21 protein-coding genes are annotated in these 23,161 nt (G+C 40.6%); 18 read left to right on the forward strand and 3 right to left on the reverse strand.

What is annotated here, in order from left to right; genetic code table 11:
• Window positions 1-3 precede the first annotated feature (3 nt).
• From napG to M1F26_RS05685, 13 genes are all read left to right on the forward strand, one after another.
• Window positions 4-714: a ferredoxin-type protein NapG gene (gene napG / locus M1F26_RS05625; protein WP_004262231.1), complete on the forward strand. Its 711-nt coding sequence runs from the start codon at window positions 4-6 to the stop codon at window positions 712-714.
• Window positions 701-1,564 carry a quinol dehydrogenase ferredoxin subunit NapH gene (napH, locus tag M1F26_RS05630; protein WP_004262229.1) on the forward strand — a complete coding sequence of 288 codons (864 nt, stop codon included), beginning with the start codon at window positions 701-703 and terminating at the stop codon, window positions 1,562-1,564. Before napG ends, napH begins: the two co-directional genes overlap by 14 nt.
• Window positions 1,561-2,010 carry a nitrate reductase cytochrome c-type subunit gene (gene napB / locus M1F26_RS05635; RefSeq protein ID WP_004913351.1) on the forward strand — a complete coding sequence of 150 codons (450 nt, stop codon included), beginning with the start codon at window positions 1,561-1,563 and terminating at the stop codon, window positions 2,008-2,010. The genes napH and napB overlap by 4 nt, the downstream gene beginning before the upstream one ends.
• Before the next feature lie 9 nt (window positions 2,011-2,019).
• Window positions 2,020-2,658 (forward strand): cytochrome c-type protein NapC, encoded by a 639-nt coding sequence (napC, locus tag M1F26_RS05640; RefSeq protein ID WP_004262224.1) that lies wholly within the window; start codon window positions 2,020-2,022, stop codon window positions 2,656-2,658.
• Window positions 2,659-2,855: 197 nt separating this feature from the next.
• Window positions 2,856-3,596 (forward strand): heme ABC transporter permease, encoded by a 741-nt coding sequence (locus tag M1F26_RS05645; protein ID WP_140171094.1) that lies wholly within the window; start codon window positions 2,856-2,858, stop codon window positions 3,594-3,596.
• Window positions 3,593-3,805, forward strand: a complete 213-nt coding sequence (gene ccmD, locus M1F26_RS05650; protein WP_004262214.1) for a heme exporter protein CcmD — start codon at window positions 3,593-3,595, stop codon at window positions 3,803-3,805. The genes M1F26_RS05645 and ccmD overlap by 4 nt, the downstream gene beginning before the upstream one ends.
• Window positions 3,802-4,293 carry a cytochrome c maturation protein CcmE gene (gene ccmE / locus M1F26_RS05655; protein ID WP_036958480.1) on the forward strand — a complete coding sequence of 164 codons (492 nt, stop codon included), beginning with the start codon at window positions 3,802-3,804 and terminating at the stop codon, window positions 4,291-4,293. Before ccmD ends, ccmE begins: the two co-directional genes overlap by 4 nt.
• Window positions 4,290-6,221 (forward strand): heme lyase CcmF/NrfE family subunit, encoded by a 1,932-nt coding sequence (locus tag M1F26_RS05660; RefSeq protein ID WP_140171092.1) that lies wholly within the window; start codon window positions 4,290-4,292, stop codon window positions 6,219-6,221. The genes ccmE and M1F26_RS05660 overlap by 4 nt, the downstream gene beginning before the upstream one ends.
• Complete coding sequence (dsbE, locus tag M1F26_RS05665; protein ID WP_004262204.1) at window positions 6,218-6,775, forward strand: thiol:disulfide interchange protein DsbE; 558 nt, start codon at window positions 6,218-6,220, stop codon at window positions 6,773-6,775. Before M1F26_RS05660 ends, dsbE begins: the two co-directional genes overlap by 4 nt.
• Entirely contained in the window at window positions 6,772-7,842 is a 1,071-nt protein-coding gene (locus tag M1F26_RS05670) for a cytochrome c-type biogenesis protein CcmH (protein WP_140171091.1), read from the forward strand. Before dsbE ends, M1F26_RS05670 begins: the two co-directional genes overlap by 4 nt.
• 155 nt (window positions 7,843-7,997) lie before the next feature.
• Complete coding sequence (locus M1F26_RS05675) at window positions 7,998-8,741, forward strand: hypothetical protein (RefSeq protein WP_140171089.1); 744 nt, start codon at window positions 7,998-8,000, stop codon at window positions 8,739-8,741.
• A gap of 330 nt (window positions 8,742-9,071) precedes the next feature.
• Entirely contained in the window at window positions 9,072-9,425 is a 354-nt protein-coding gene (locus tag M1F26_RS05680) for a DUF2946 domain-containing protein (protein ID WP_252728661.1), read from the forward strand.
• A 182-nt stretch (window positions 9,426-9,607) separates the two neighbouring features.
• The gene (locus M1F26_RS05685; RefSeq protein ID WP_140171085.1) at window positions 9,608-11,641 is read left to right on the forward strand and encodes a TonB-dependent copper receptor; all 2,034 of its coding nucleotides are present in this window, start codon (window positions 9,608-9,610) and stop codon (window positions 11,639-11,641) included.
• A gap of 64 nt (window positions 11,642-11,705) precedes the next feature.
• Here the strand turns inward: M1F26_RS05685 and M1F26_RS05690 are convergent, their stop codons facing one another.
• Entirely contained in the window at window positions 11,706-12,590 is an 885-nt protein-coding gene (locus M1F26_RS05690) for a helix-turn-helix domain-containing protein (protein WP_125891464.1), read from the reverse strand.
• 903 nt (window positions 12,591-13,493) lie between these two features.
• Here M1F26_RS05690 and M1F26_RS05695 point away from each other — a divergent pair.
• Window positions 13,494-13,748 carry a helix-turn-helix domain-containing protein gene (locus tag M1F26_RS05695; RefSeq protein ID WP_125891463.1) on the forward strand — a complete coding sequence of 85 codons (255 nt, stop codon included), beginning with the start codon at window positions 13,494-13,496 and terminating at the stop codon, window positions 13,746-13,748.
• Window positions 13,749-13,846: 98 nt separating this feature from the next.
• On the opposite strand, the gene M1F26_RS05700 is transcribed toward M1F26_RS05695, so the two are convergent.
• Window positions 13,847-14,842 (reverse strand): hypothetical protein, encoded by a 996-nt coding sequence (locus tag M1F26_RS05700; protein ID WP_227528914.1) that lies wholly within the window; start codon window positions 14,840-14,842, stop codon window positions 13,847-13,849.
• A gap of 233 nt (window positions 14,843-15,075) precedes the next feature.
• On the reverse strand, window positions 15,076-15,912 hold the full coding sequence (locus M1F26_RS05705; RefSeq protein WP_036958475.1) for a MurR/RpiR family transcriptional regulator: 837 nt from the start codon (window positions 15,910-15,912) through the stop codon (window positions 15,076-15,078).
• Between the two features lie 393 nt (window positions 15,913-16,305).
• Between M1F26_RS05705 and M1F26_RS05710 the strand changes: the two genes are divergently transcribed.
• From M1F26_RS05710 to M1F26_RS05725, 4 genes are all read left to right on the forward strand, one after another.
• Window positions 16,306-17,817 carry a CoA-acylating methylmalonate-semialdehyde dehydrogenase gene (locus tag M1F26_RS05710; RefSeq protein WP_004262148.1) on the forward strand — a complete coding sequence of 504 codons (1,512 nt, stop codon included), beginning with the start codon at window positions 16,306-16,308 and terminating at the stop codon, window positions 17,815-17,817.
• Between the two features lie 12 nt (window positions 17,818-17,829).
• Window positions 17,830-19,767 carry a 3D-(3,5/4)-trihydroxycyclohexane-1,2-dione acylhydrolase (decyclizing) gene (gene iolD, locus M1F26_RS05715; protein WP_140171083.1) on the forward strand — a complete coding sequence of 646 codons (1,938 nt, stop codon included), beginning with the start codon at window positions 17,830-17,832 and terminating at the stop codon, window positions 19,765-19,767.
• A gap of 580 nt (window positions 19,768-20,347) precedes the next feature.
• Window positions 20,348-21,334 (forward strand): inositol 2-dehydrogenase, encoded by a 987-nt coding sequence (gene iolG / locus M1F26_RS05720; RefSeq protein WP_004262138.1) that lies wholly within the window; start codon window positions 20,348-20,350, stop codon window positions 21,332-21,334.
• Window positions 21,335-21,727: 393 nt separating this feature from the next.
• Entirely contained in the window at window positions 21,728-23,134 is a 1,407-nt protein-coding gene (locus tag M1F26_RS05725) for a sugar porter family MFS transporter (RefSeq protein WP_004913304.1), read from the forward strand.
• The last annotated feature ends 27 nt before the right edge of the window (window positions 23,135-23,161 follow it).

Below are 23,161 nucleotides of genomic sequence, written 5' to 3' on the forward strand. Positions count from 1 at the left end.
CTCATGCCCCAGAAAGCTAAGTCTCAACAGGCTAAGTCCCAGAACAGTCGTCGTCGCTTTTTACGCGATGTCGCCCGCACTGCGGGTGGGTTGGCGGCTGTTGGTGTGGTGCTGGGGCTTCAGCAACAAACTTCCCGTGCGAGTGGAGTTAAGCTTCGCCCGCCGGGAGCTCTTGATGAAAAAGCATTTGCCAGTGCATGTGTCCGTTGTGGGCAATGCGTTCAAGCCTGTCCGTATGACATGTTAAAATTAGCGACATTGGCATCAGGCTTGGCTTCAGGAACGCCGTACTTTATCGCTCGAGAAAACCCGTGTGAAATGTGTGAGGACATTCCTTGCGCCAAAGTTTGCCCAAGTGGTGCATTGGATAAAGACATTGAGTCGATTAACGATGCACGCATGGGGTTAGCCGTTTTACTCGATCAGGAAAACTGCTTGAACTTTCAAGGGCTAAGGTGTGATGTATGTTACCGCGTATGTCCACTGATTGATGAAGCCATCACATTGGAACTTGAACAAAACCACCGAACAGGTAAGCACGCGCGCTTCTTACCCACAGTCAATAGCAATTACTGCACGGGATGCGGTAAATGTGAACAGGCTTGTGTATTGGAAGAGGCGGCTATCAAGGTATTACCAAGGTCGTTAGCAAAAGGTGAGTTAGGACACCATTACCGCTTTGGTTGGCTGGAGGGTAACAATGGCGAATCGTAAACGTGATGCCGGACGTGAAGCTCAGGCAAAAAAAGGTTGGTGGCAGAGCCACAAGTGGTTGGTATTTAGACGCATAAGCCAATTGCTGGTGTTAGCGATGTTCTTGAGTGGGCCATGGTTTGGGGTGTGGATTTTACATGGTAACTACAGCAGTAGCTTATTGTTAGATACCGTACCTTTGACTGACCCATTAATCACCTTAGAGAGCTTAGCAAGTGGTTACTTACCGGGGATCTCAGCATTAGTTGGGGCTGCTATCGTATTCGGGGTTTATGCACTGTTGGGTAAGCGTATTTTCTGCAGTTGGGTTTGTCCTGTAAACCCAGTGACGGATGCCGCGGCGTGGTTAAGACGTAAGTTTGATTTTAACCAGTCCGCAACGATACCACGCAATATTCGTTATGTATTGCTGGTGGTTATCCTGATTGGTTCTGCTATTACAGGAACCTTACTTTGGGAATGGCTTAATCCAGTTTCATTAATGGGGCGCAGTTTAATTTTTGGTTTTGGCAGCGGTGCATTGGTTTTAGTTGCACTGTTTTTATTCGATTTATTAGTTGTGGAACATGGTTGGTGCGGTCACCTTTGCCCATTAGGTGCGCTATATGGCGTGGCAGGGTGTAAGGGCGCACTAGTTGTTACAGCGGAAAATAAAGAAAACTGTAGCCGTTGTATGGACTGTTTCCACATTTGTCCGGAGCCGCAAGTTCTGCGTGCACCGGTCCTAGATAAACAAGCTCCAGCACAAATATCAGATAAAGATTGTATCACTTGCGGTCGTTGCATTGATGTTTGTTCTGAGGATGTTTTTAAAATAACACTAAGATGGAGTTCGGGAGCAAAATCATGAAAAATCCTGTCCTGAAAAAGACGATCAGCCGTTGGGTGGCTGGAATGGCCTTTGTTGTAAGCAGTCTTGTTTGGGCTGCTAATGGTGTAGACCTGACCCAATCACCAGAAGTATCCGGTACGTCAGAAGGAAGCATTCATATTCCGAAAGAGCAAGAAAGAATGGCATTAAACTATGTGAATCAACCGCCAATGATCCCACATAGTGTTGAAGGTTATCAAATTACCACTAATACTAATCGTTGTTTGCAATGCCATGGTGTGGAAAATTATCGCACCACAGGGGCACCAAGAGTTAGCCCAACGCACTTTATGGATGCAACAGGCAAAGTTCTTGGCGAAGTCGCACCAAACCGCTACTTCTGTCTACAGTGCCACGTGCCGCAATCAGACACGGCACCGATTGTTGATAACACATTTACCCCATCCAAAGGTTTTGGGAAATAAGGGGGAATTATGTCAAATAACAATGATAAGCAAATAAATGATGACAAGCCGAAGAAAAAGGGCTTGTTTGGATTAATCGGCCGAGTATGGCGGTGGTGGCGTAGGCCAAGCCGTTTAGCATTAGGAACCTTATTGCTGATTGGTTTTGTGAGTGGTGTTATCTTCTGGGGCGGCTTCAATACGGGTATGGAAATGGCCAATACGGAAGAGTTTTGTATTAGCTGCCATGAAATGCGTGAGAATGTCTATGAAGAATATATGGATACTATTCACTATACTAACCGTAGTGGTGTTCGCGCAACTTGCCCAGATTGTCACGTACCGCATGAGTTTGGCCCAAAAATGGTGCGTAAAATTCAAGCGAGTAAGGAGCTATACGGGAAAATTTTTGGCATCATCGACACGCCTCAAAAATTTGAAGACCATCGGTTAGCGATGGCGCAAAGTGAGTGGCGACGGATGAAAAATAACGACTCACAAGAGTGTCGTAACTGCCACAATTTTGAGTATATGGATTTCACGGCACAAAAAGGGGTTGCAGCTAAAATGCATGACCAAGCCATCACTGATGGTAAAACTTGCATTGACTGTCACAAAGGAATTGCCCATAAATTGCCGGACATGCGTGAAGTTGAACCTGGCTTTTAATTTAAGGTAATCATTTTATGATGAGTTATACCGATAAATTATAAGTAATGATCAATAAATAGGCTGGTTATGCGTTTGAGTATGATCAGCCTAAGTTATATTTGTGTTAAATCAATATATTTGCTTTTTTAATGTGTATTGTATGATTCTGTCACGCAGCATTTACTAACAATATAATAAATCAGGGTAATTAAACTATGTGGAAAAAGCTTCATCAACTTGCCATCCCAGTTAACCTTTACCGGTTATGTGGGCGTCTAATACCGTGGTTTATTATATTGAGTGTAATTTGTTTAGCGGTGGGGTGGATTTGGGGATTTGGCTTTGCGCCAACCGATAAAGTCCAAAGCCAAAGTTATCGTATTATGTATATCCACGTTCCTGCCGCGATGTGGTCGATGGGCATTTATGCCACAATGGCAATTACTGCTTTTGTTGGTCTTGTCTGGCAACTGAAAGTCTCTGAATTGGCGATAGCGGCAATGGCACCGATAGGGGCGGTATTTACTTTTATTGCCTTGGTGACAGGTGCGACATGGGGTAAACCAATGTGGGGTGCATGGTGGGTATGGGATGCACGTTTAACCTCTGAACTAATTCTATTTTTTCTTTATGTGGGGATTATTGCTTTATGGCATGCTTTTGATGACCGTCGTACAGCAGGAAAGGCCGCTGCGATTTTAGTATTAATTGGTGTGATTAACTTACCTATTATTCATTATTCAGTTGAATGGTGGCAAACTTTGCATCAACCTTCGACGCGTATGCAAGAAAGTATCAACCCAGCTATGCGTACGCCACTACGTTTAGCTATCCTTGGTTACCTATTTCTCTTTATCTCATTAACGTTAATTCGTTTACGTAGTCAATTATTGTTGTTAGAACGTAACCGTCCATGGGTATTAGATATTGTGAATAAAAAAGGACGTCAATCATGACTAGCGCATTTGCATCTTGGAGTGAATTTTGGGCGATGGGCGGCTATGGTTTTTATGTATGGCTGGCGGTTGCGCTGACATTAATACCTATTTTGTTACTCTGTTTGCATACATACATACAAAGAAAAATGATAATAAATGCAATTATTCAACAGCAAGCTCGTGAAGTAAGACAAAAAGCAGCAAGAGCGCGTAGGGAGGGAGTGTGAATATTCGTCGTCGTAACCGACTTTGGTTGATCTGTTCCATATTGGTTGGCGTGGGGTTAACCCTCGCATTGATTCTCTACGCATTGCGCTCAAGTATTGACTTGTTTTATACCCCCGGTGAAATCATCTATGGTAAGCGAGAAACTCAACAAATCCCTGAAGTTGGGCAACGTTTGCGCGTTGGCGGCATGGTGATGCCAGGCAGTGTGGTACGCGATTCTGACCCTGTCTCTAATGCTGTCAATATCACTTTTACGGTTTATGATGCCGAAGGTGAAGTGGACGTCAGCTATCACGGAATTTTGCCTGACTTATTCAAAGAAGGGCAAGGTGTCGTTGTTCAAGGCGAATTACAAGAGAATAATCATATTTTAGCGAAAGAAGTCCTTGCGAAACATGATGAAAACTACACGCCGCCAGAAGTTGAAAAAGCGATGCAGGAAAACCACCGCAGGCCAGCTGCTGCCTATAAGGACAATGCATCATGATCCCGGAAATTGGTAGCGTTTTACTGTGCTTGGCGTTAGGTCTCGCTGTTTTGCTGTCTTTTTACCCGCTTTGGGGAGTAGCACGTAATGATGCACGTTTAATGGCATCATCACGTCCATTAGCATGGTTACTTTTTCTCTGTGTAACAGGGGCATTCCTAGTATTAGTGAATGCCTTTGTTGTTAATGATTTCTCAGTCACTTATGTTGCCAATAACTCTAATACGCAATTGCCGATTTGGTACCGTGTTGCGGCAACATGGGGAGCTCATGAAGGCTCATTATTACTTTGGGTATTATTAATGAGCGGCTGGACATTTGCGGTGGCAATTTGCAGTTACCGAATGCCTCTCGACATTGTCGCCCGTGTTTTAGCGGTCATGGGGATGGTTAGCGTTGGTTTTTTACTGTTTATCATCTTTACGTCAAATCCATTTTCTCGCACGCTGCCCGCCTTTCCGATTGAAGGGCGTGACCTCAATCCATTACTGCAAGACCCTGGGCTGATTTTCCATCCACCATTGTTATATATGGGCTATGTCGGCTTCTCAGTGGCATTTGCCTTTGCGATTGCAGCATTATTAAGTGGTCGGTTAGATAGCTCCTTCACGCGCTTCGCTCGCCCTTGGACGATGGCAGCATGGTTCTTTTTAACGCTAGGGATCATGCTAGGTTCCGCATGGGCCTATTATGAATTAGGCTGGGGAGGTTGGTGGTTCTGGGATCCAGTAGAAAACGCCTCCTTTATGCCATGGTTAGTGGGAACGGCATTGATCCACTCACTCTCCGTCACTGAACAGCGAGCCACGTTTAAAGCATGGTCACTATTATTATCGATTTTTGCTTTCTCATTGTGTTTACTCGGGACGTTCTTGGTTCGCTCGGGGGTATTAGTTTCTGTACACGCCTTCGCCTCAGACCCATCTCGAGGGTTATTCATCTTAGCCTTCATGGTGTTAGTGATTGGCGGCTCTTTACTGGTGTTTGCACTGCGTGGGCACAAGGTACGCTCAAGGGTGAACAATGCCTTATGGTCGCGTGAATCCATGTTATTGGGTAATAACGTTATCCTAACAGCAGCGATGTTAGTCGTGTTACTCGGTACATTGCTACCCTTGGTTCATAAACAAATTGGCCTTGGTACAATTTCTATTGGTGAACCATTCTTTAATACCATGTTTATAGCATTGATGGTGCCATTTGCCTTGTTACTGGGGATTGGTCCACTTGTACGTTGGGGGCGTGACCGTCCTGCCGCTATCAAAAAATTATTAATCATTGCAACGGTATTAACCGTTATTCTCTCTTTTGCCCTGCCATTACTGATGGAAGATAGGGTAGAAGCGCTGACGGTTGTCGGCTTAATGATGGCGTGTTGGATAGCCATTCTTGCATTTGCGGAAATGCGAGTGCGCATCAGTAAGAAAATCAAGCTCACGCCAAGTTACTGGGGTATGGTACTGGCTCACTTAGGTTTAGCGGTAACTATCGTCGGTATTGCCTTTAGCCAAAATTACAGTATTGAGCGTGATGTGAAAATGAAACCGGGCGATAGCATTTCAATTCGTGCTTATACCTTTGTATTTAATGGCGTAAAAGAGGCTGATGGCCCTAATTATCAAGGCGTTATTGGTAGTATTTCAGTGAAAGAGAAAGACAAAGTCATCGGTGTTTTAATGCCTGAAAAACGTTTTTATAGCGTAAGCCGAGCTGTTATGACTGAAGCTGCGATTGATGGCGGTTTTACTCGCGATTTATATGCGGCATTGGGTGAGGAAGTCGCGAAAGATACGTGGACGATGCGTTTGTATTATAAACCGTTTGTTCGTTGGATCTGGTCTGGTGGTGTGTTAATGGCTATCGGTGCGTTATTTTGTTTGTTTGACCCACGTTATCGTCGTCGTAAATTACAAGGGGAAACAGCATGAACCGCAAAGTCTTCTTAATTCCTTTTATTATTTTTGCAGGAATTGCTGCGGTCCTGTTATGGCAATTGATGCGCAATGCGGAAGGGGATGATCCCCGTTTATTAGAGTCTGCTTTAATTGGTAAGCCAGTGCCTGTTTTTCGCCTTGAATCACTTGAAAATCCGGGGCAGCACTACGAATCCGATGTATTAACACAAGGGCAACCTATTTTGTTGAATGTTTGGGCGACATGGTGCCCAACATGCCGTGCAGAACATCAATATTTGAATAAATTGTCTGCACAAGGTGTTCGAGTGGTCGGGCTGAATTATAAAGATAAACGAGATAAAGCCATTGTGTGGTTGCGTGAGTTAGGCAACCCTTATGCCCTAAGCTTATTTGATGGTGAAGGTATGTTAGGCCTTGATTTAGGGGTATATGGTGCACCTGAAACCTTCTTAATTGATGGCAATGGTGTGATCCGTTATCGTCACGCAGGGGCAATGGACGAGCGCGTTTGGGAAAAAGAATTTAAACCCCTTTGGGAGCGCTATAATCAGGAGGCGAACCAATGAGGTATTTATTGGGTTTATTGATGTTAGCGTTAAGCGCAACGGTGACATATGCATCGACAGAAGTGTTTACTTTCGATAATGAACAGCAAGAGCAGCAATTTCGTAAATTAACGGAAGAGCTACGTTGTCCTAAATGCCAAAACAACAGTATTGCGGATTCTAACTCAATGATTGCACTGGATTTGCGCCAAAAAGTGTATGAGTTAATGAAAGAAGGCAAAAACCGCGATGAAATCGTTGATTATATGGTTGCTCGCTATGGTTACTTCGTCACTTATAACCCACCACTGACACCGCTCACGGTGATGCTATGGGGGTTACCGTTTGTTGCGATAGCGGTAGGCGGCTGGATCATTTTTGCCCGTTCTAAAAAACGCGTTAGATTAAAACAGGTTGAGCAGGGTGATGAGGAAGCATTGCCTGAGGCCTCTCGTACCAGCAATTGGGTTTATTTACCCGGGTTTATCATCGCATTAGGTGTTGCGGGTGGGGCTTATTATCAGGTAGGCAGTTACGAGAAAGTGGCAGATTGGAATAATGCCTACCAGCAAGCTCCTGCTTTGTTAGATAGAGCGCTAGATCCATCTGAGCCGCCACTCAATAATGCGGAAATGGAACACCTTGCTTTAGGGTTACGCACTCGATTGCAGGAAGACCCGCAAAATGTCGAAGCGTGGGAAATGCTAGGCCGTATTGGTATGGTGTTGGGAAATGCGACTATGGCAACCGATGCCTATGGCCGCGCTTATCGCCTAGCCCCTAAAAATGAAAATGTAGTGATGGGATATGCGGAGGTTTTGACGCGTTCTTCTGACCCAGAAGATAACCGCCAAGGTGCAGAGCTACTTAAAAAGGTCATTGCTGAAGACCGTACCAATGTAAAAGCATTAAGTATTTTTGCATTCAATGCATTTGAGCAAGAGCGTTATGCAGAGGCCATCTCGGCTTGGCAAATGATGTTAAAACTACTGCCTGAGAATGACCAACGTCGTCCTATTATCGAGCGTAGTGTTGAACAGGCACTGATGATGGTACACGAAAAGAAAGGGCTGCCAGCGGATAAGTAATTTTTTTCTCTAATCGCGTTATACAGGTGTTCTCCTGTATAACGCGACTCTTCAAAATATAAATCTACAGTTTGAATTGCTTCGGTTTATTAAAGAATATTGATACTAATTCTTTTAACATAGTTTGAGTTTATAACTAGATAAAAGGAAGCAATATGTCAACTCAACCAATGCGTAATTCTCATCTAACGAATATCTCTCATCCAATCATTTCAAATTTGAATCGACTTATATTAGATAAGGAAGTTAAAGCTAAGCTTGTGAATCAGCAGCAAAAATTAGGTCGATTTGTTGATAATATTAAACAAAAAAAACAGATTGACCTGACAGGGTCAAAAATTCCCATTCGGCTACCCACGTTAAGGCATGCCTATTCAGAACCTTCAAAGATTCATCAAAAAAATATATCAGGGGCATTGGTATTAAATCGTTCGAATTCGGAACCAAGCAATCTAAATCGCGTCCACAGAACGCCAGTTAAAAAGGGTGCGTTAGCTAGAGCTCAACCAAATTACCAAATAAATCAGACACCAAGAAGTCTACAATATATTCAAAAAGCAAAAGACGACAAAATTGCTGCATATCAATCACTATCCGATACGACTAAAAGTTTTCTCAGAGGAAAACTCAGCTATAAAATTTTGGTAACCTTCAAAAAAGGGCTAGATGGTAAGGAAACAAAACAATTCATGGTCGCCTATGAAGAGTTCAGACAAGGCGTCAGCGATAAAGAAAAGGAGGAATATCAACAGAACAAATTGAGCGGTTTTACACCGGATAACCGATTTCAATTTACCAAAACGGTTTGGATTGAATTGGATAAACTCATATTAATTCCAACTAAAGAAGAGATAACTAAAATAGTGGCTAACACAAAATGGTCTCATCTAAATCGTTAGGTCTAGATGGTTTATAGATAAATAATTAGCTTATTATTTGCTTTAATTTCAGTCTATTGTCGTAAGAGTAGAGATTTAATCAATAGATTGATTTTTATTGGTAATTGTTTGTTTTTTAGTTCATTACATGTAGAGGTAGGTCCTACTTAACATTAATGGTGAAAATTAATAACATCCATCCTCCAAATAAGATACAATTTCGCGCTATAAAATTCGTACTCAGATGACGGAAAAACGTTGCACCTGCACACTTCAATCAGACAATTTGCTGCCTACCTTGCATTATTGGCTGTGGCTATGCTGTTTATTGCTCCATTGTTCTCTAAATCGATGAGGCTGATGGAACACTGCGTGAGCCCTAGCTCTAATAGTGTAGTTGAGCATTTATCAATGGCAGACCAATCGAGGCATTCGCATCATAGTATGCCAATGCCTGAAAATTGTGACGTTTCTACACCAATGAATCATATGTTAATGACGGGGATGGGGCAGTCTCCGATGGAAGACATTGCATGTGGTTACTGTCAGTTATTGGTCCACTTTCCATTTCTTATCTTATTTATTGCTGCGGTTATTCGACAACTCGCCACGCTGACTCTATTTGTTCCTTTTGAGCGCTACGTTCACATTTGGTTATTTAGACCATGGTCATTACATCTCGCTAGAGCCCCGCCTATTTACTGATGTCTTAGCATGATAAATCTTACAAATTAATTTAATTGCTATTCTTGCCTTTATTGTCCAAAGCGTTTTCGTTCATCTTGAATTTCTTTGATTTTTAAGAGGTTCACCCATGGGTGCTGAAAATGTATTTGCAAGCTAAGAGGCGAAAGCAGCGTACCTATATTCTAAGAAACAGGTAAAAAATGAACACACACGTTTTTAAAGTGGCTCCTATTGCAACGCTGGTTATTAGTGCGATTTTTACAGCGCCTACAGTCGCTAAAACTGAAATCAACCAAAGTCCAATCTCAAATAACTCAGTGATGATTGTTACTGCGCCAGTCGATTCACCATTGACTATTACGACATCCCCTAAAACACCAAGGCAGCCCGTCCCTGCGAGTGATGGTTCTGATTACCTTAAAACGATCCCAGGCTTTTCACAGATACGTAACGGTGGAACTAACGGAGATCCGGTTTTTCGTGGCATGTTTGGGTCTCGTTTGCGTATTTTAACCAATGATAGTGAAATGTTGGGTGCATGCCCTTCTCGTATGGATGCACCGACTTCTTATATTTCACCGGAAAACTTTGATGTATTAAATATGATTAAAGGGCCACAAACTGTTTTATGGGGGCCTGGGAATTCAGCAGGAACAATCCGGTTTGAGCGCGAAAAACCGCTATTTACTGAAGCAGGTATTAAAGGCAACGCAAGTGCCTTAACGGCATCTAATGAGCGTTGGGATGGTAATGCTGATATTAGCTTAGGTAATGAAACGGGTTATGTTCGTGTTATTGGTAATAAATCACGTTCAAATGATTATAAAGATGGCAATGGTGATAAGGTTCCCTCTAAATGGGATAAGTGGAACGCTGATATTGCTATCGGCTGGACGCCAGATGAATATACATTATTAGAATTAACCGCTGGTAAAGGCGACGGCGAAGCTCGTTATGCAGGGAGGGGAATGGATGGCTCTCAGTTTAAACGTGAAAGCTTAGGCTTACGCTTTGAAAAGAGTAATATCGGTGATGTTTTAGATAAAGTTGAAGCAAATGTTTACTACAATTACGCCGATCATATTATGGATAATTACTCGCTTCGTACTCCATCAGGCGGTGGAATGGGGGGCGGGCATATGGGGCATGGAGGCCACGGTATGATGAATATGCCAATGAAAATGCGAGTTGACCGTGAAACCATGGGCGGCCGTACCATGGGAACATGGTTATGGAAAGACTATGAACTGCGTGCAGGGGCTGACATGCAGACCAATAAACATCGTAAAAACAATAATAATAGCTGGAAAAAAGATGCACAATTCCAAGATTATGGTGTCTTTAGTGAGCTAACTTGGCATGCGACTGAGCAAGGTAAAGTTGTTAGTGGGGCTCGTTTAGATCGTGTGATAGTTGAAAATAATACAGGCGTAGGCTCTTCAGGGCGTAATACGGTGATGCCAGCGGGCTTTGCGCGTTATGAGCATTCTTTATCTGATACACCTGTTATGGTATATGCCGGTGTCGGCTATACCGAACGTTTTCCTGATTATTGGGAGTTGTTTTCGCCTAAACTCGGACCAGATGGTAGCAATAATGTATTTGATAAGTTAAAAACTGAAAAAACGACTCAGTTAGATATTGGTGCTAAATATAGCCATGAAGATACTAATGCATGGGTTTCTGCATATGTGGGGCGTGTTGATGATTTTATTCTCTTCCGTTATAGCGCAGTAAATCCACGAATGAGTCAGGTGGAAAATGTGGATGCGTTAATTATGGGCGGAGAACTTGGTGTTGCCCAAAAGCTCAGTGATGAGTGGAAAGCGGATGCAAGCCTTGCTTATTCATGGGGGGAAAACCGTACAGATGGAAAGGCATTACCGCAAATGCCACCGTTGGAAAGCCGATTTGGTTTATCGTGGGAAAAAGGCGATTGGACCACGACAGGCTTAGTGCGTGTTGTGAGCCGCCAAAATCGTGTTGCCATTAATGATGGAAATGTAGTGGGTAAAGATTTCAGCAAAAGTGCGGGTTTCACGATTTTTTCATTAAATACAGCGTATAAAATTAATGAAAACATGAAATTAAGCGCAGGTGTTGATAATCTTTTTGACAAAACCTATAGCGAGCACCTTAATTTAGCGGGGAATAGTGGTTTTGGTTATTCATCCAATGTGCCAGTGAACGAACCAGGAAGAAACTTCTGGGCAAAAATAAATGTGACTTTTTGATTATTAGACTAGCATCCCATGCAATTTTGTATGGGATGCTGGCTGGTTATTAAATAGGCGCTTGTTAAATAATAACGGGAATATAATAATTTAGTTCTTGAATGAAGTTGCGTGAATCATTAATGAATGCCTCATAAGAGGGTTTAGATTTTAGGACATATTGTTCCACATCAGGCCCTTCTCCACGGACGATATCCATTTCAGCAAGTACTTTTCCATAAGCAGTATAGATAATATCATTATAATCTATACCATGAAGGCTACTAGTAATTTTGATTTCTAAGTAATTTCCAGAGGGTAACTGTAAGTTTGTTGCTTGCGGAAGTTCGATGTCTACATCTTGTTCATCTAGAGCCGTGGTATATAGGAAGTGCCCTTCTGCGTTAGCGCTTTGGTCAATACCATGGATAGCATATAGATGCTGAGTGACATAAGGGTTTTTATCAAAAAAAGCCATCCAATAGTACCGACGCAACTCATCCGTTTTTAGGTTCCATTCATTAATATCTTTAGTGTAACGATGTTTAGTGCCAAGTAAATTGATTGCCGGTAACTGGGTCAATTTAACACTCACGTTGAGTTCTTTACTCTCTCGTAGCGGTAAACAGAACCCTTCAACTTTCCAGCCTTCTCGTTTTCTATATTCAGAAGGTGTCAGATTAAATTGCTTTTTAAATGCACGACAAAAAGTTTGTTGTGAGTCAAAACGGTATCTTAGAGAAATATCCATTATGCTGTCATTTGTTAGTCGTAATGCGACAGCAGAACAAGAAAGACGTCTTGCTCGGATATAGGAGCCAAGAGCGAGCCCTGTTTGGTTTTTAAATAGGCGCTGAAAGTGCCATTTTGTGTATCCTGATTTATCGGCAACAGTATCTAGGGATAGGCGTGATTCTAAATTTTGTTCTATCCAGAGAATAATTTCCCTGATAACGCTTTCTTGTAGCATGATTATCCTTTCAGGTCTCTTTACTTACCAATAAAAATAAGAAGCCATATAATAACTTTGTGCGATGAGTGGCAAGTATTCATAGGTGCTCGTAATAGGATAGCATGCTAACTGACAATTTTATTAAAAAGATGTGAAGTTAAGTAAGTTTTGAGAGGGTGAGGGAGTGAATACTAAAATACACCTATTTGGCGTTTACATAATTTGTCTAATTTTTACATGCTGTGTATAGACTGAAAGTAATGAATATGGCATAAATGTAGAGGAATGATTTTATTTACATCTAAAACAAACTGTTATAGCAATCTATTTTAGAGATTCAAAATAAGAGTGATATAATGTAACTTACTAACCTTGAAAAGTACTTTTCCCCTATAAGTGTATTATAAATCATCTTATTTTTATAATCTAAAACTAATCTTGTAACTTCGACTAATAAATAAAAAAAAACGTCTTTTTTTATGATGGGGAAATTTTTTCTTTATTATAATTGCGTTATGGAAACTTATTGATACGCATGAATACAAAATGTCACGAATTTCCTAAGGTTATAACATTAAATTTGGTAATATGATTTTATCAAAATGAAAATGTAAGCTAAAATCTAGTTAAACTGGAAATACAATTTTTTAGTCGTTGATAGACGATAATCTAGTTTCTATATCGCTTAAATTTTACATTTTATGTGATGAGCGTCACAACGAAAATGAAATAATGAAACTGATTTAATCTAGTTATATCATCTGGTTATCTAATTTTTTATTTTAATTTCATTGTTGGATTATCTTAAATTGACTTGTTTAATTAGGATTTTATTATTTTAAGTCAATTTATAAATTTATGGTTGGTGATAATTTACGCACCGGTTAATAATATTCATTTTAATATTTAGTAGAGGTTATTATGGGCAAGGAAAGCATTGCTAAAATGCTAGGGATAAAAATCCGAAAACAACGAGAAAACCATAAAATATCGATAGAAAGAATGGCCAGCTTAATCGGTGTAACAGAAGAAGAAATGAATCGATTCGAGACTGGAGAAAGTTGTATTGATGTTGATTCATTATTTCAATTTGCTTATCTTTTCAATGTTGACCCTACGTCTTTTTTATATGGCGTTGTTAATATAAATGGTGGTACATATAGCTCATTACATTGATTATAAGTGAATTAAGTGTGTTACAAACATCATTGTATTATTCACCAGTAAAATAATATTGCATGTTACTATTAGAATTATCTTTATATTTTCAGTAATCAAATATATCCATAGGTATTCAGCTGTTTTATGACTTTATCAGTTAGTTTATTAGCGCGACTCCATTGATTAATCTTAGCTAACTTTGTGTTGCTAGCGAGTTTTAAAATAAATTGGTCGAGTTGCTCTACAATAAAATTATTTTGATTAATCTCTTGATTTTTCTCATTAAAAGAGATTTTTTTCGCTACTTCATATCGGTTATTGCATTGTTTTAAAGACAATTTGTCTGAGATCTTTCCTGTATTGAAAAAGATTTCAAATGAAATCAATAACCCGCCATCTTGGCGAAAATTGATCATCAACACATCGCCATCAGCTCTTTTCATAAAAGGATGTGAGTATTGAATTGCCGGGTTTGAAAGTAGAACATCAGGCATTAAAGATAACAATAATTCTATATTTTTTGTGATAGTGTTTCGTAATATATTGAATGGTAATTGATTTTCAGTCTCACATATTCTATGAGTTGTGAGACGTAATAACCCTGTTTCTAAGCCATGTTTAGACATTAAAGCGGTTTTTATTTGACTGAACTGGTTATCAAAGCTAAAAGGTTGGTTATAACCAATGAATACACCATGCCGCGCCGCTTCCTCTAGCACTTCCTTTAGTTTGATTTCATTATAGTTGGGGATGTCATTTAATAGGATATCTTTTCCTGCAATTACAGCAGTATGAATCGCAAATTTGAGTAACTCATCACTGCAAGTGGATGTCATGATGATGCAATCGACATCATCATGGTTGATCAACTCTTCTATCTTTTTCTTTTGGCACATAAAGTCAGTCATAGAAGGGAGTGATGGGGACAACTGGCAAATTGACTTTAGCTCACTATGATGAGCGCAACATTTTATCGCATCGATATAAAGTTGGTTATAAGGTGTTGTACCGATTAAGCCTATACCAGAGCGATTAAGGGACGTGACAGAATGTTGTTCCTCAAGTAAGCGAAGATGCCCGAGTAAATAAAGAAAGTGTGTATTTAACATGCTTAGCCCTTATTATGGTTTTATCTGACACGAGAAATAATCCCAACATAGCAGGACGAAATAATAATTTCATTTGATTGTATTTTTGGAATTTGTATTTTCTGATGAGATTCACAAATCCAAGAAAAAGATGAAACTTAATTAACATTCAATAAATACGTTTATGTTAATGAGGGAGAGGATTGGAAGAGGCTCTGAATTAATGGAGGTGTTTAATTACAGAGCCGTATAACTTAGACTAAGCTGCTACCCTGACGGTAGGCTAATGCAACGGTCAGTGATTGTGCTAAACATAAGGTGGCTGATTGCGAACGAAATGCATCTACTTGGGCTTCTTTGATAACAAAACAAACATCGCTAAAACTTGCCAAAGGGCTGATTTGGCTGTCAGTAATAACGATTTGCTGCGCACCTGCTTGGGCCGCCTTCTCACTTACCATGACAGTTTCCGAGGCGTAAGGCGTGAAACTGATTGAAATAACGACGTCATTTTCACTGATCCTGCTGATCTGTTCCTTGAACATTCCGCCAAGCCCATCAATAAGTACTGGGCGACATTCCAAATGGCTAAGAGCGTAACTTAAATACGTTGCAACGCTGAATGAGCGACGCAAACCGATAATATAGATATTTTGTGCATTTGCTAATAACGATACGGCTTTTTCGATATCTTCAGCAGGGGTTCTGGCTGCCATTTGTTGTAAAGCTTGGGCGTTAGAATGAGCGAACTCCTTCAAAATTTGGGAAGGGTCATCTCCCAGTTCTTGGGAGCCGTCCATTTCACGAAACATGCGGGCTCTATCTGTGTAGCTGGCCGTTTCTTCAACGAGGTTCATACGAAACAATTGTTTCATTTCATTAAACCCACTGAAATTAAACGCATTTGCAAAGCGGATCAGAGTCGAAGGCGGAACCTTAGCCTCTTTCGCAATGACGGCAACTGTATCAAATGCGACACTATTCGTATTATCTAACACATAGCGTGCTACTTGCTGTAGCCGTTTACTTAATTCGTCATACCTTGAGCGAACTTGCTCTTGAAACTCATTTAAATTTGATGCACTTGACATATACCCTCCAGAATTTGGCTCTAATTGTAGTTGTTTTACGGCGTTAGTCGAATCTTTTTGAAACACTTAGTTCATATTTAAAAATTTTCTTTTTTTAGGATCTTAAAATAATTTGAATTTGGGATAATAAATTGAACAGCTTACATCAATTTTTTCTCTTATTTTCTTGATGGAAAGAAAGCCATGTTTAGCCCAATACAAAGGAAAAATAGCCAATAAATAAGTGATGGACATAAGTTTAAAATAGGTGTTTTTTAGCCGCGATTAAAAATTTCATAAAAACTTTGTCTAGATCACATAAATTGAATGTTATTTCAAATTTAGTTGTAAATGAAACAAATATTTCATATACATTGAGTAACAAGGTAACTCTGTCAGCTAAAGAGAGGCAACATGGAACAGATTCATAATTTCATTGGTGGTGAGATAGTATCCAGCAAAAGTGGGCGTTTTGCACCGGTATTCAACCCAGCAACGGGTGAGCAAATTGCTCAGGTTGTACTTAGCAGTGCCGATGAAACAAAAAAAGCAATTGAGATTGCGAATAAAGCATTCCCTAAGTGGTCAAAACTTTCCCCTTTGAAACGTTCCCGGATCTTATTCAAATTTAAAGCATTGCTGGAAGAGAATATGGATGAACTGGCTCGTTTAATTTCAAGAGAACATGGTAAAGTTTTTTCTGATGCGGTAGGTGAATTAACGCGTGGTTTGGAAGTCGTTGAATTTGCATGTGGTATCCCTCACTTACAAAAAGGTGAGCACTCAGCCAATGTTGCTACCGGTGTTGATAGCCACTCATTAATGCAACCTCTGGGGGTATGTGCGGGAATTACACCATTTAATTTCCCAGCAATGGTACCGATGTGGATGTTCCCAGTGGCTATTGCAACAGGCAATACCTTTGTTTTAAAACCATCAGAAAAAGACCCTTCTTTAGCATTAGGATTAGCTAAATTATTAAAAGAAGCAGGTTTACCTGATGGCGTATTTAACGTTGTTCAAGGGGACAAAGAATCTGTCGATGTGCTCTTAACCGCGCCAGAAGTCCAAGCCGTTAGTTTTGTTGGTTCAACACCTATTGCTGAATATATTTACACGACGGCATCTGCTCATGGCAAACGCTGTCAAGCACTCGGTGGTGCAAAAAACCATTGTATTTTAATGCCGGATGCGGACATGGGGCAGGCGGCTAATGCCATTATGGGCGCGGCATTTGGTGCAGCGGGCGAACGTTGTATGGCATTATCTGTAGTCTTAGCCGTCGGTGATGAAACAGCAGATGCGCTCATTGCTAACCTGAAAGGTCAAATTGCTAAAATGTCCGTCGGGCCAGGTATTACGCAAGGCAAAGAAAATGATATGGGTCCCGTCATTTCAGCACAGCACAAAGCTAAAATCTGTGACTATATTACTAGCGGTGAAAAACAAGGTGCGACGTTATTAGTTGATGGCCGTGATTTTAAAGTGAAAGGCTTCGAAAATGGTTATTTTGTAGGACCAACATTATTTGATAATGTCACTCCTGAGATGGACATTTATAAAGAAGAAATTTTTGGACCTGTCTTAGCCGTAGTGCGTGTTCCAGACTTCGAAACGGGTTTGAAACTAATTAACCAACATGAATATGGAAATGGAACGGCTATTTTCACCCGTGATGGTGAAACGGCTCGTGAATTCCAAGAAAATGTCCAAGCTGGAATGGTTGGGATCAACATACCGATTCCAGTACCGATGGCATTCCACAGTTTTGGTGGTTGGAAACGTTCTATTTTTGGTCCATTAAATGTACATGGAAATGATGGTGTTCGCTTCTATACTCGCATGAAAACAGTCACTAGTCGCTGGCCTGCAAGTGTTCGCTTAGAACACCATGAAAGTAGTTTCACAATGCCAACCATGGAATAAACGGAGACCCGTATGAATAAGCAGAAAATGACGACCGCTCAGGCGTTGGTTAAATTTCTAAACCAACAATATGTTGATGTCGATGGTGAGCAGTATCCGTTTATTCAGGGAGTATTTACGATTTTTGGCCATGGTAATGTTGTAGGTTTAGGTCAGGCGCTCGAAGAGGCGCCTGGGCATCTACGTGTTTATCAAGGTTGCAACGAGCAAGGCATGGCACATATTGCGACAGGCTTTGCCAAACAAAAAAAACGTAAACAAATTTTTGCGGTTACGTCCTCTGTTGGCCCAGGTGCTGCGAATATGATCACAGCTGCCGCAACAGCTACGGCGAATCGCATTCCACTGTTATTACTACCTGGCGATACTTTTGCAACACGTCAGCCCGACCCAGTATTGCAGCAAGTCGAACAATACGGTGATGGGACTATCAGTACTAATGATTGTTTTCGCCCAGTTTCACGTTATTGGGATAGGGTTTCACGGCCTGAACAACTGATGGCGGCGATGGTTAATGCCATGCGGGTGTTAACTGACCCTGCGGATACTGGCGCGGTAACCATTTGCCTACCTCAAGATGTTCAAGGCGAGGCGTGGGATTACCCCGATTATTTTTTCCAAAAACGCATCCATCGTATTGAACGTAGACCACCGACAACGGTGAGTATCGAAGAAGCCGTTCATCTGATCCGCAGTAAGAAAAAACCATTGCTCATCTGTGGCGGTGGCGTACGTTATTCCGAAGCTCACGAGGCATTTTTACAGTTTGCTGAAGATTACCAGATTCCATTTGGTGAAACTCAAGCGGGTAAAAGTGCCGTCGTTGCCAGTCATCCCTTGAATATGGGTGGAATTGGCACTACAGGTGGGTTAGCCGCAAACTTGTTAGCTAAAGAGGCTGATTTAGTTATTGGTGTTGGCACCCGCTTTACTGATTTTACCACCGCATCTAAATCTTTATTTAGTCATCCAAATGTAACCTTCTTAAATATCAATGTTGCGGAATTCGATGCAAGTAAGTTAGATGCTTTGAAAGTTGTTGCAGATGCCAAAGAAGCACTTCAAGCACTGGATATAAAGCTGAAAGATTCTCACTATAAAGCTCAGTGGGGGGATGAAATTCAGCAGTCTAAACAACAGTGGAAAAATGAGCTGGAGCGCTTGTTTAGTATACAGTATCGGCCATTAGATTTTGTCCCTGAAATTGCAGGCCATCTTGATGATAAGCTTGAAGAATACCGTAAAACGCTAGGTACAGAACTGGCACAAACACGGGTACTAGGCTTGATGCAGCAATACATGGAAGACGATGCCATTATTGTGGGGGCAGCAGGTTCATTACCGGGAGATTTACAACGTATTTGGCTACCAAAACAGCGAGATACTTATCATCTTGAATATGGTTATTCATGCATGGGGTACGAAATTGCCGCCGCTGTTGGTGCTAAAATTGCAGCGCCGAAACAACCAGTTTATGCGATGGTCGGAGATGGTTCTTATTTAATGCTACACAGTGAATTACAAACCGCGATTCAAGAGAACATTAAGATCACCATCTTATTGTTTGATAACGCGGGATTTGGTTGTATTAATAACCTGCAGATGAGCCAAGGCATGGGAAGTTTTGGTACAGAGAACCGACATCGAAACCCACAGACGGGGTTGATGGATGGGCCGTTAGTGAAGGTCGATTTTGCTAAAAACGCAGAAAGCTATGGCTGTAAAAGTTATCGGGTACATGATGAGGAACAATTGATTGCCGCACTGAAAGACGCGAAGTCCCATTCGGGCTGTGTATTGATTGATATTAAAGTACTTCCGAAAACAATGACCGATGGTTATGAAGCTTGGTGGCGCACAGGCACGGCACAAGTTTCTAAAAAGCCTCAAATAGTTGCTTCCGCTGAAAAAATTAAACAGATGGTTGAAAATAAAGTTCGTCTTTATTAATCAACGTGTTGGGGTAGTGCTTTGTATTATCGTAATAACTCGACGGTGTTTTTACCGTCGAGGAATGTTCTTCGTTTTCTTAATGAGTCAGATGTAATTAAGTAGGGTAGTTACTGGAAATTTAGCAAGGATTGCTTTGGTGTTAATTTACATAGTGGTTACCACTTGTGGCTCTATATTCGTCATACTTCAAGTTGTATGGGGAATGCTCTGCGCTACCCACCCACGCAACTCGAATCATTTGGATTATATACCCAGCTTAGGCTGGGTTTTTTTATGGTTTTAATAGTTTAAAAATAATTTAATTGAAATATATGTTTTATTTCGAGAGGAAGGAAGAGCAAAAAAAGAAGTTATGGAGAACTAATGTGCCAGCAAACACAGACTTTATTGTTAAATGCTGTTCGCTTACATTGTCAATTTGTGATCTGAATAACACTAAAAATACACTTTAATATAACATTTGTTATCTAGAGCCCAAAAATATAATTTTCAAAAAATTATAAATTGAAATGAATGTTTTATTTGGTATATTTCGTAATATCCAAATAGTGGATTTAAGGTATCAAGGAGCATTTGAATGTTCAATATAGCACTATTCGGCGCAGGACGTATCGGACAGGTTCATGCTGTTAATATTGCCGGCCATAAAGAAACCAAACTTTACTCTGTTATCGACCCTTACCAACCCAATGCGGTTGCCTTGGCTGAAAAATACCAAGCCAAAGTTCAGACAACAGAAGAAGCAATGCAAGACCCTAATATACAGGGTGTTTTAATCGCTTCAGCCACAGATACTCACGCTGATCTAATCGAACTAGCAGCCAAACATAAAAAAGTGATTTTCTGTGAAAAACCTGTTCACCTCGACCTTGAGCGTGTGAAGCAGTGTTTAAAAAGCGTAAAAGAACATAACGTTCCACTGTTTATTGGTTTTAACCGTCGCTATGATCCTCAATTTCGCCACTTGAAAAATTTATTCCAACAAGGCGCTATTGGTAAAGCAGAATCTTTAATTATCACATCTCGTGACCCGTCACCACCACCTGCAGAATATGTTAAAGTCTCCGGTGGTATGTTCAGAGATATGACTATTCATGACTTTGATATGGCGCGCTTTATGATTGGCGAGGAGCCTTGCTCTGTCTACGCACAAGGCAGCAATGTTGTTGATCCTGCGATCGGCCAAGCTGGTGATATTGATACCGCGTTTATTATCTTAAAATTCCCATCAGGCGCAATGGCGACCATCTCTAACAGCCGTCGTTCAGGTTATGGCTATGACCAACGCATTGAATTACATGGTGAAAAAGGATTATTAACGGCTGGAAATATTAAAGAGAATAGTGTTGCGCTGTTAAGTGAAGTTGGGTGCTTATCGGCCAAGCCAGAGTATTTCTTCTTACAACGTTACCACGAAGCATACCAAGCGGAGTGGCAGCATTTTGTTGATATCTTAGCTGGTCGTGCGGAGTCTGAAACGACAGGGACCGATGGTGAATTGGCTTTATATCTTGCAGACAAAGCACTGGAGTCACTCAAAACAGGTAAAGAAGTTAAATTGTAATTAATGCGGTAATAATATTTAACTTGATTATAGACTTGCGGTTAAAAATTAATTTTTGGCCGCAATAGTAAATATATTCATTTATCAATGAGTATATAAAATACTGACCTTACATTTTATTTAATACTCTTTAGGCTTTCAATATTCCGAGATTAATTGAGGCTTTTTATAATCTTACTTTCTTTAATTTAACTGATGTATTTATCGTTTTAAATTTGCGAAAACTATTTTCAAAGAGTTTATCGAACAGGCCTAAAGCTAGCAAAGTAGCGATTCAAACCAGAGTGCCAGAAACTTATTTCATTATTTAATATTTAACATTAAACATTTATTTAAATATTGAAAAATTGTTTTTTTGGTAAGACATAATGATTCAAATAATAAGGTAATAATATGTCATTAATCATGAATCTCAATCAACAACAGAGAAAAAGGTTGCACCAAATAACCTTGGTTGCAACCTTTGGTGGATTACTATTTGGTTATGATACTGGTGTCATTAACGGTGCATTTTCATCACTGAAAGAAAACATGGGATTAACGCCAACCACGGAAGGGCTGGTAATGAGTGTCCTATTAGTGGGCGCAGCATTAGGTAGTGTTTGTGGCGGACGTGTAGCAGACTTTGTCGGGCGCCGTACTTATTTGCTTTACCTCTCATTTCTGTTTTTATTTGGGGCATTTTTATCTGCGGCAGCCCCAAATATTGAAGTTCTTCTTATTGCTCGGTTTATATTGGGCTTTGCGGTGGGTGGAGCCTCTGTGACGGCACCGACATTTATTTCTGAAGTGGCTCCGACTGAAATGCGGGGGAAACTCACTGGGTTAAATGAAGTTGCTATTGTTATCGGGCAGCTAGCAGCATTTGCTATTAATGCGATTATCGGTTCAATTTGGGGCCATCTTCCTGATGTTTGGCGTTATATGCTGTTAGTACAAGCCGTGCCCGCATTGTGTTTGCTATTTGGTATGTGGAAAGCGCCTGAAAGCCCACGTTGGTTAATGAGTAAAAACCGTCGTGAAGAAGCCTTGAAAATACTGAAGCAAATTCGTCCTGAAAAACGTGCAATTCAAGAATATGAAGATATCGTGACGTTATTAGATGTTGAAGCTGCGGAAGCTAAACGTCATCCGAATGCCAATAAACAAAATTTAGCGTTAATTTTTAATACACCTTGGATTTTTAAATTGGTTTTAATTGGGATGGTGTGGGCGGCATTACAGCAAACAACTGGGGTTAACGTTATTATGTATTATGGCACAGAAATTCTCAAAACAGCGGGTTTTTCTGAGCAAACATCTTTAGTTTTCAACGTATTAAATGGTGTTTTTTCTGTTGGTGGTATGGTGATAGGGGTGTTATTCCTTGTTGACCGATTTAAACGTAAGACACTGATTGTTGGTGGTTTTGCGCTAATGGCATCGTTACACTTATTAATTGCAGCTACAGACTACTTTTTAACCGGGGATGTTAAAGCAACATTAATTTGGTTACTTGGCGCGGTGTTTGTTGGGGTTATGCAAGGAACGATGGGCTTTTTAACGTGGGTGGTACTTGCTGAGCTATTCCCACTTAAAATTCGCGGGTTATCCATGGGGATCTCGGTCTTTTTTATGTGGATTATGAATGCGATTGTGAGTTATTTATTCCCTGTATTACAAGCAGAACTTGGTTTAGGTCCGGTATTCTTAATTTTTGCGGTAATAAACTACTTAGCTATCGTTTTTGTCGTGAAGTTATTGCCAGAAACATCAAACAAATCATTAGAGCAATTAGAAGAAGAGCTCTCATCAATGTAATTATTACTTATTGGTGGTGTGAATATA

The sequence above is a fragment of the Providencia sp. PROV048 genome (genome assembly GCF_033688165.1).
Lineage (GTDB): Bacteria > Pseudomonadota > Gammaproteobacteria > Enterobacterales > Enterobacteriaceae > Providencia > Providencia hangzhouensis.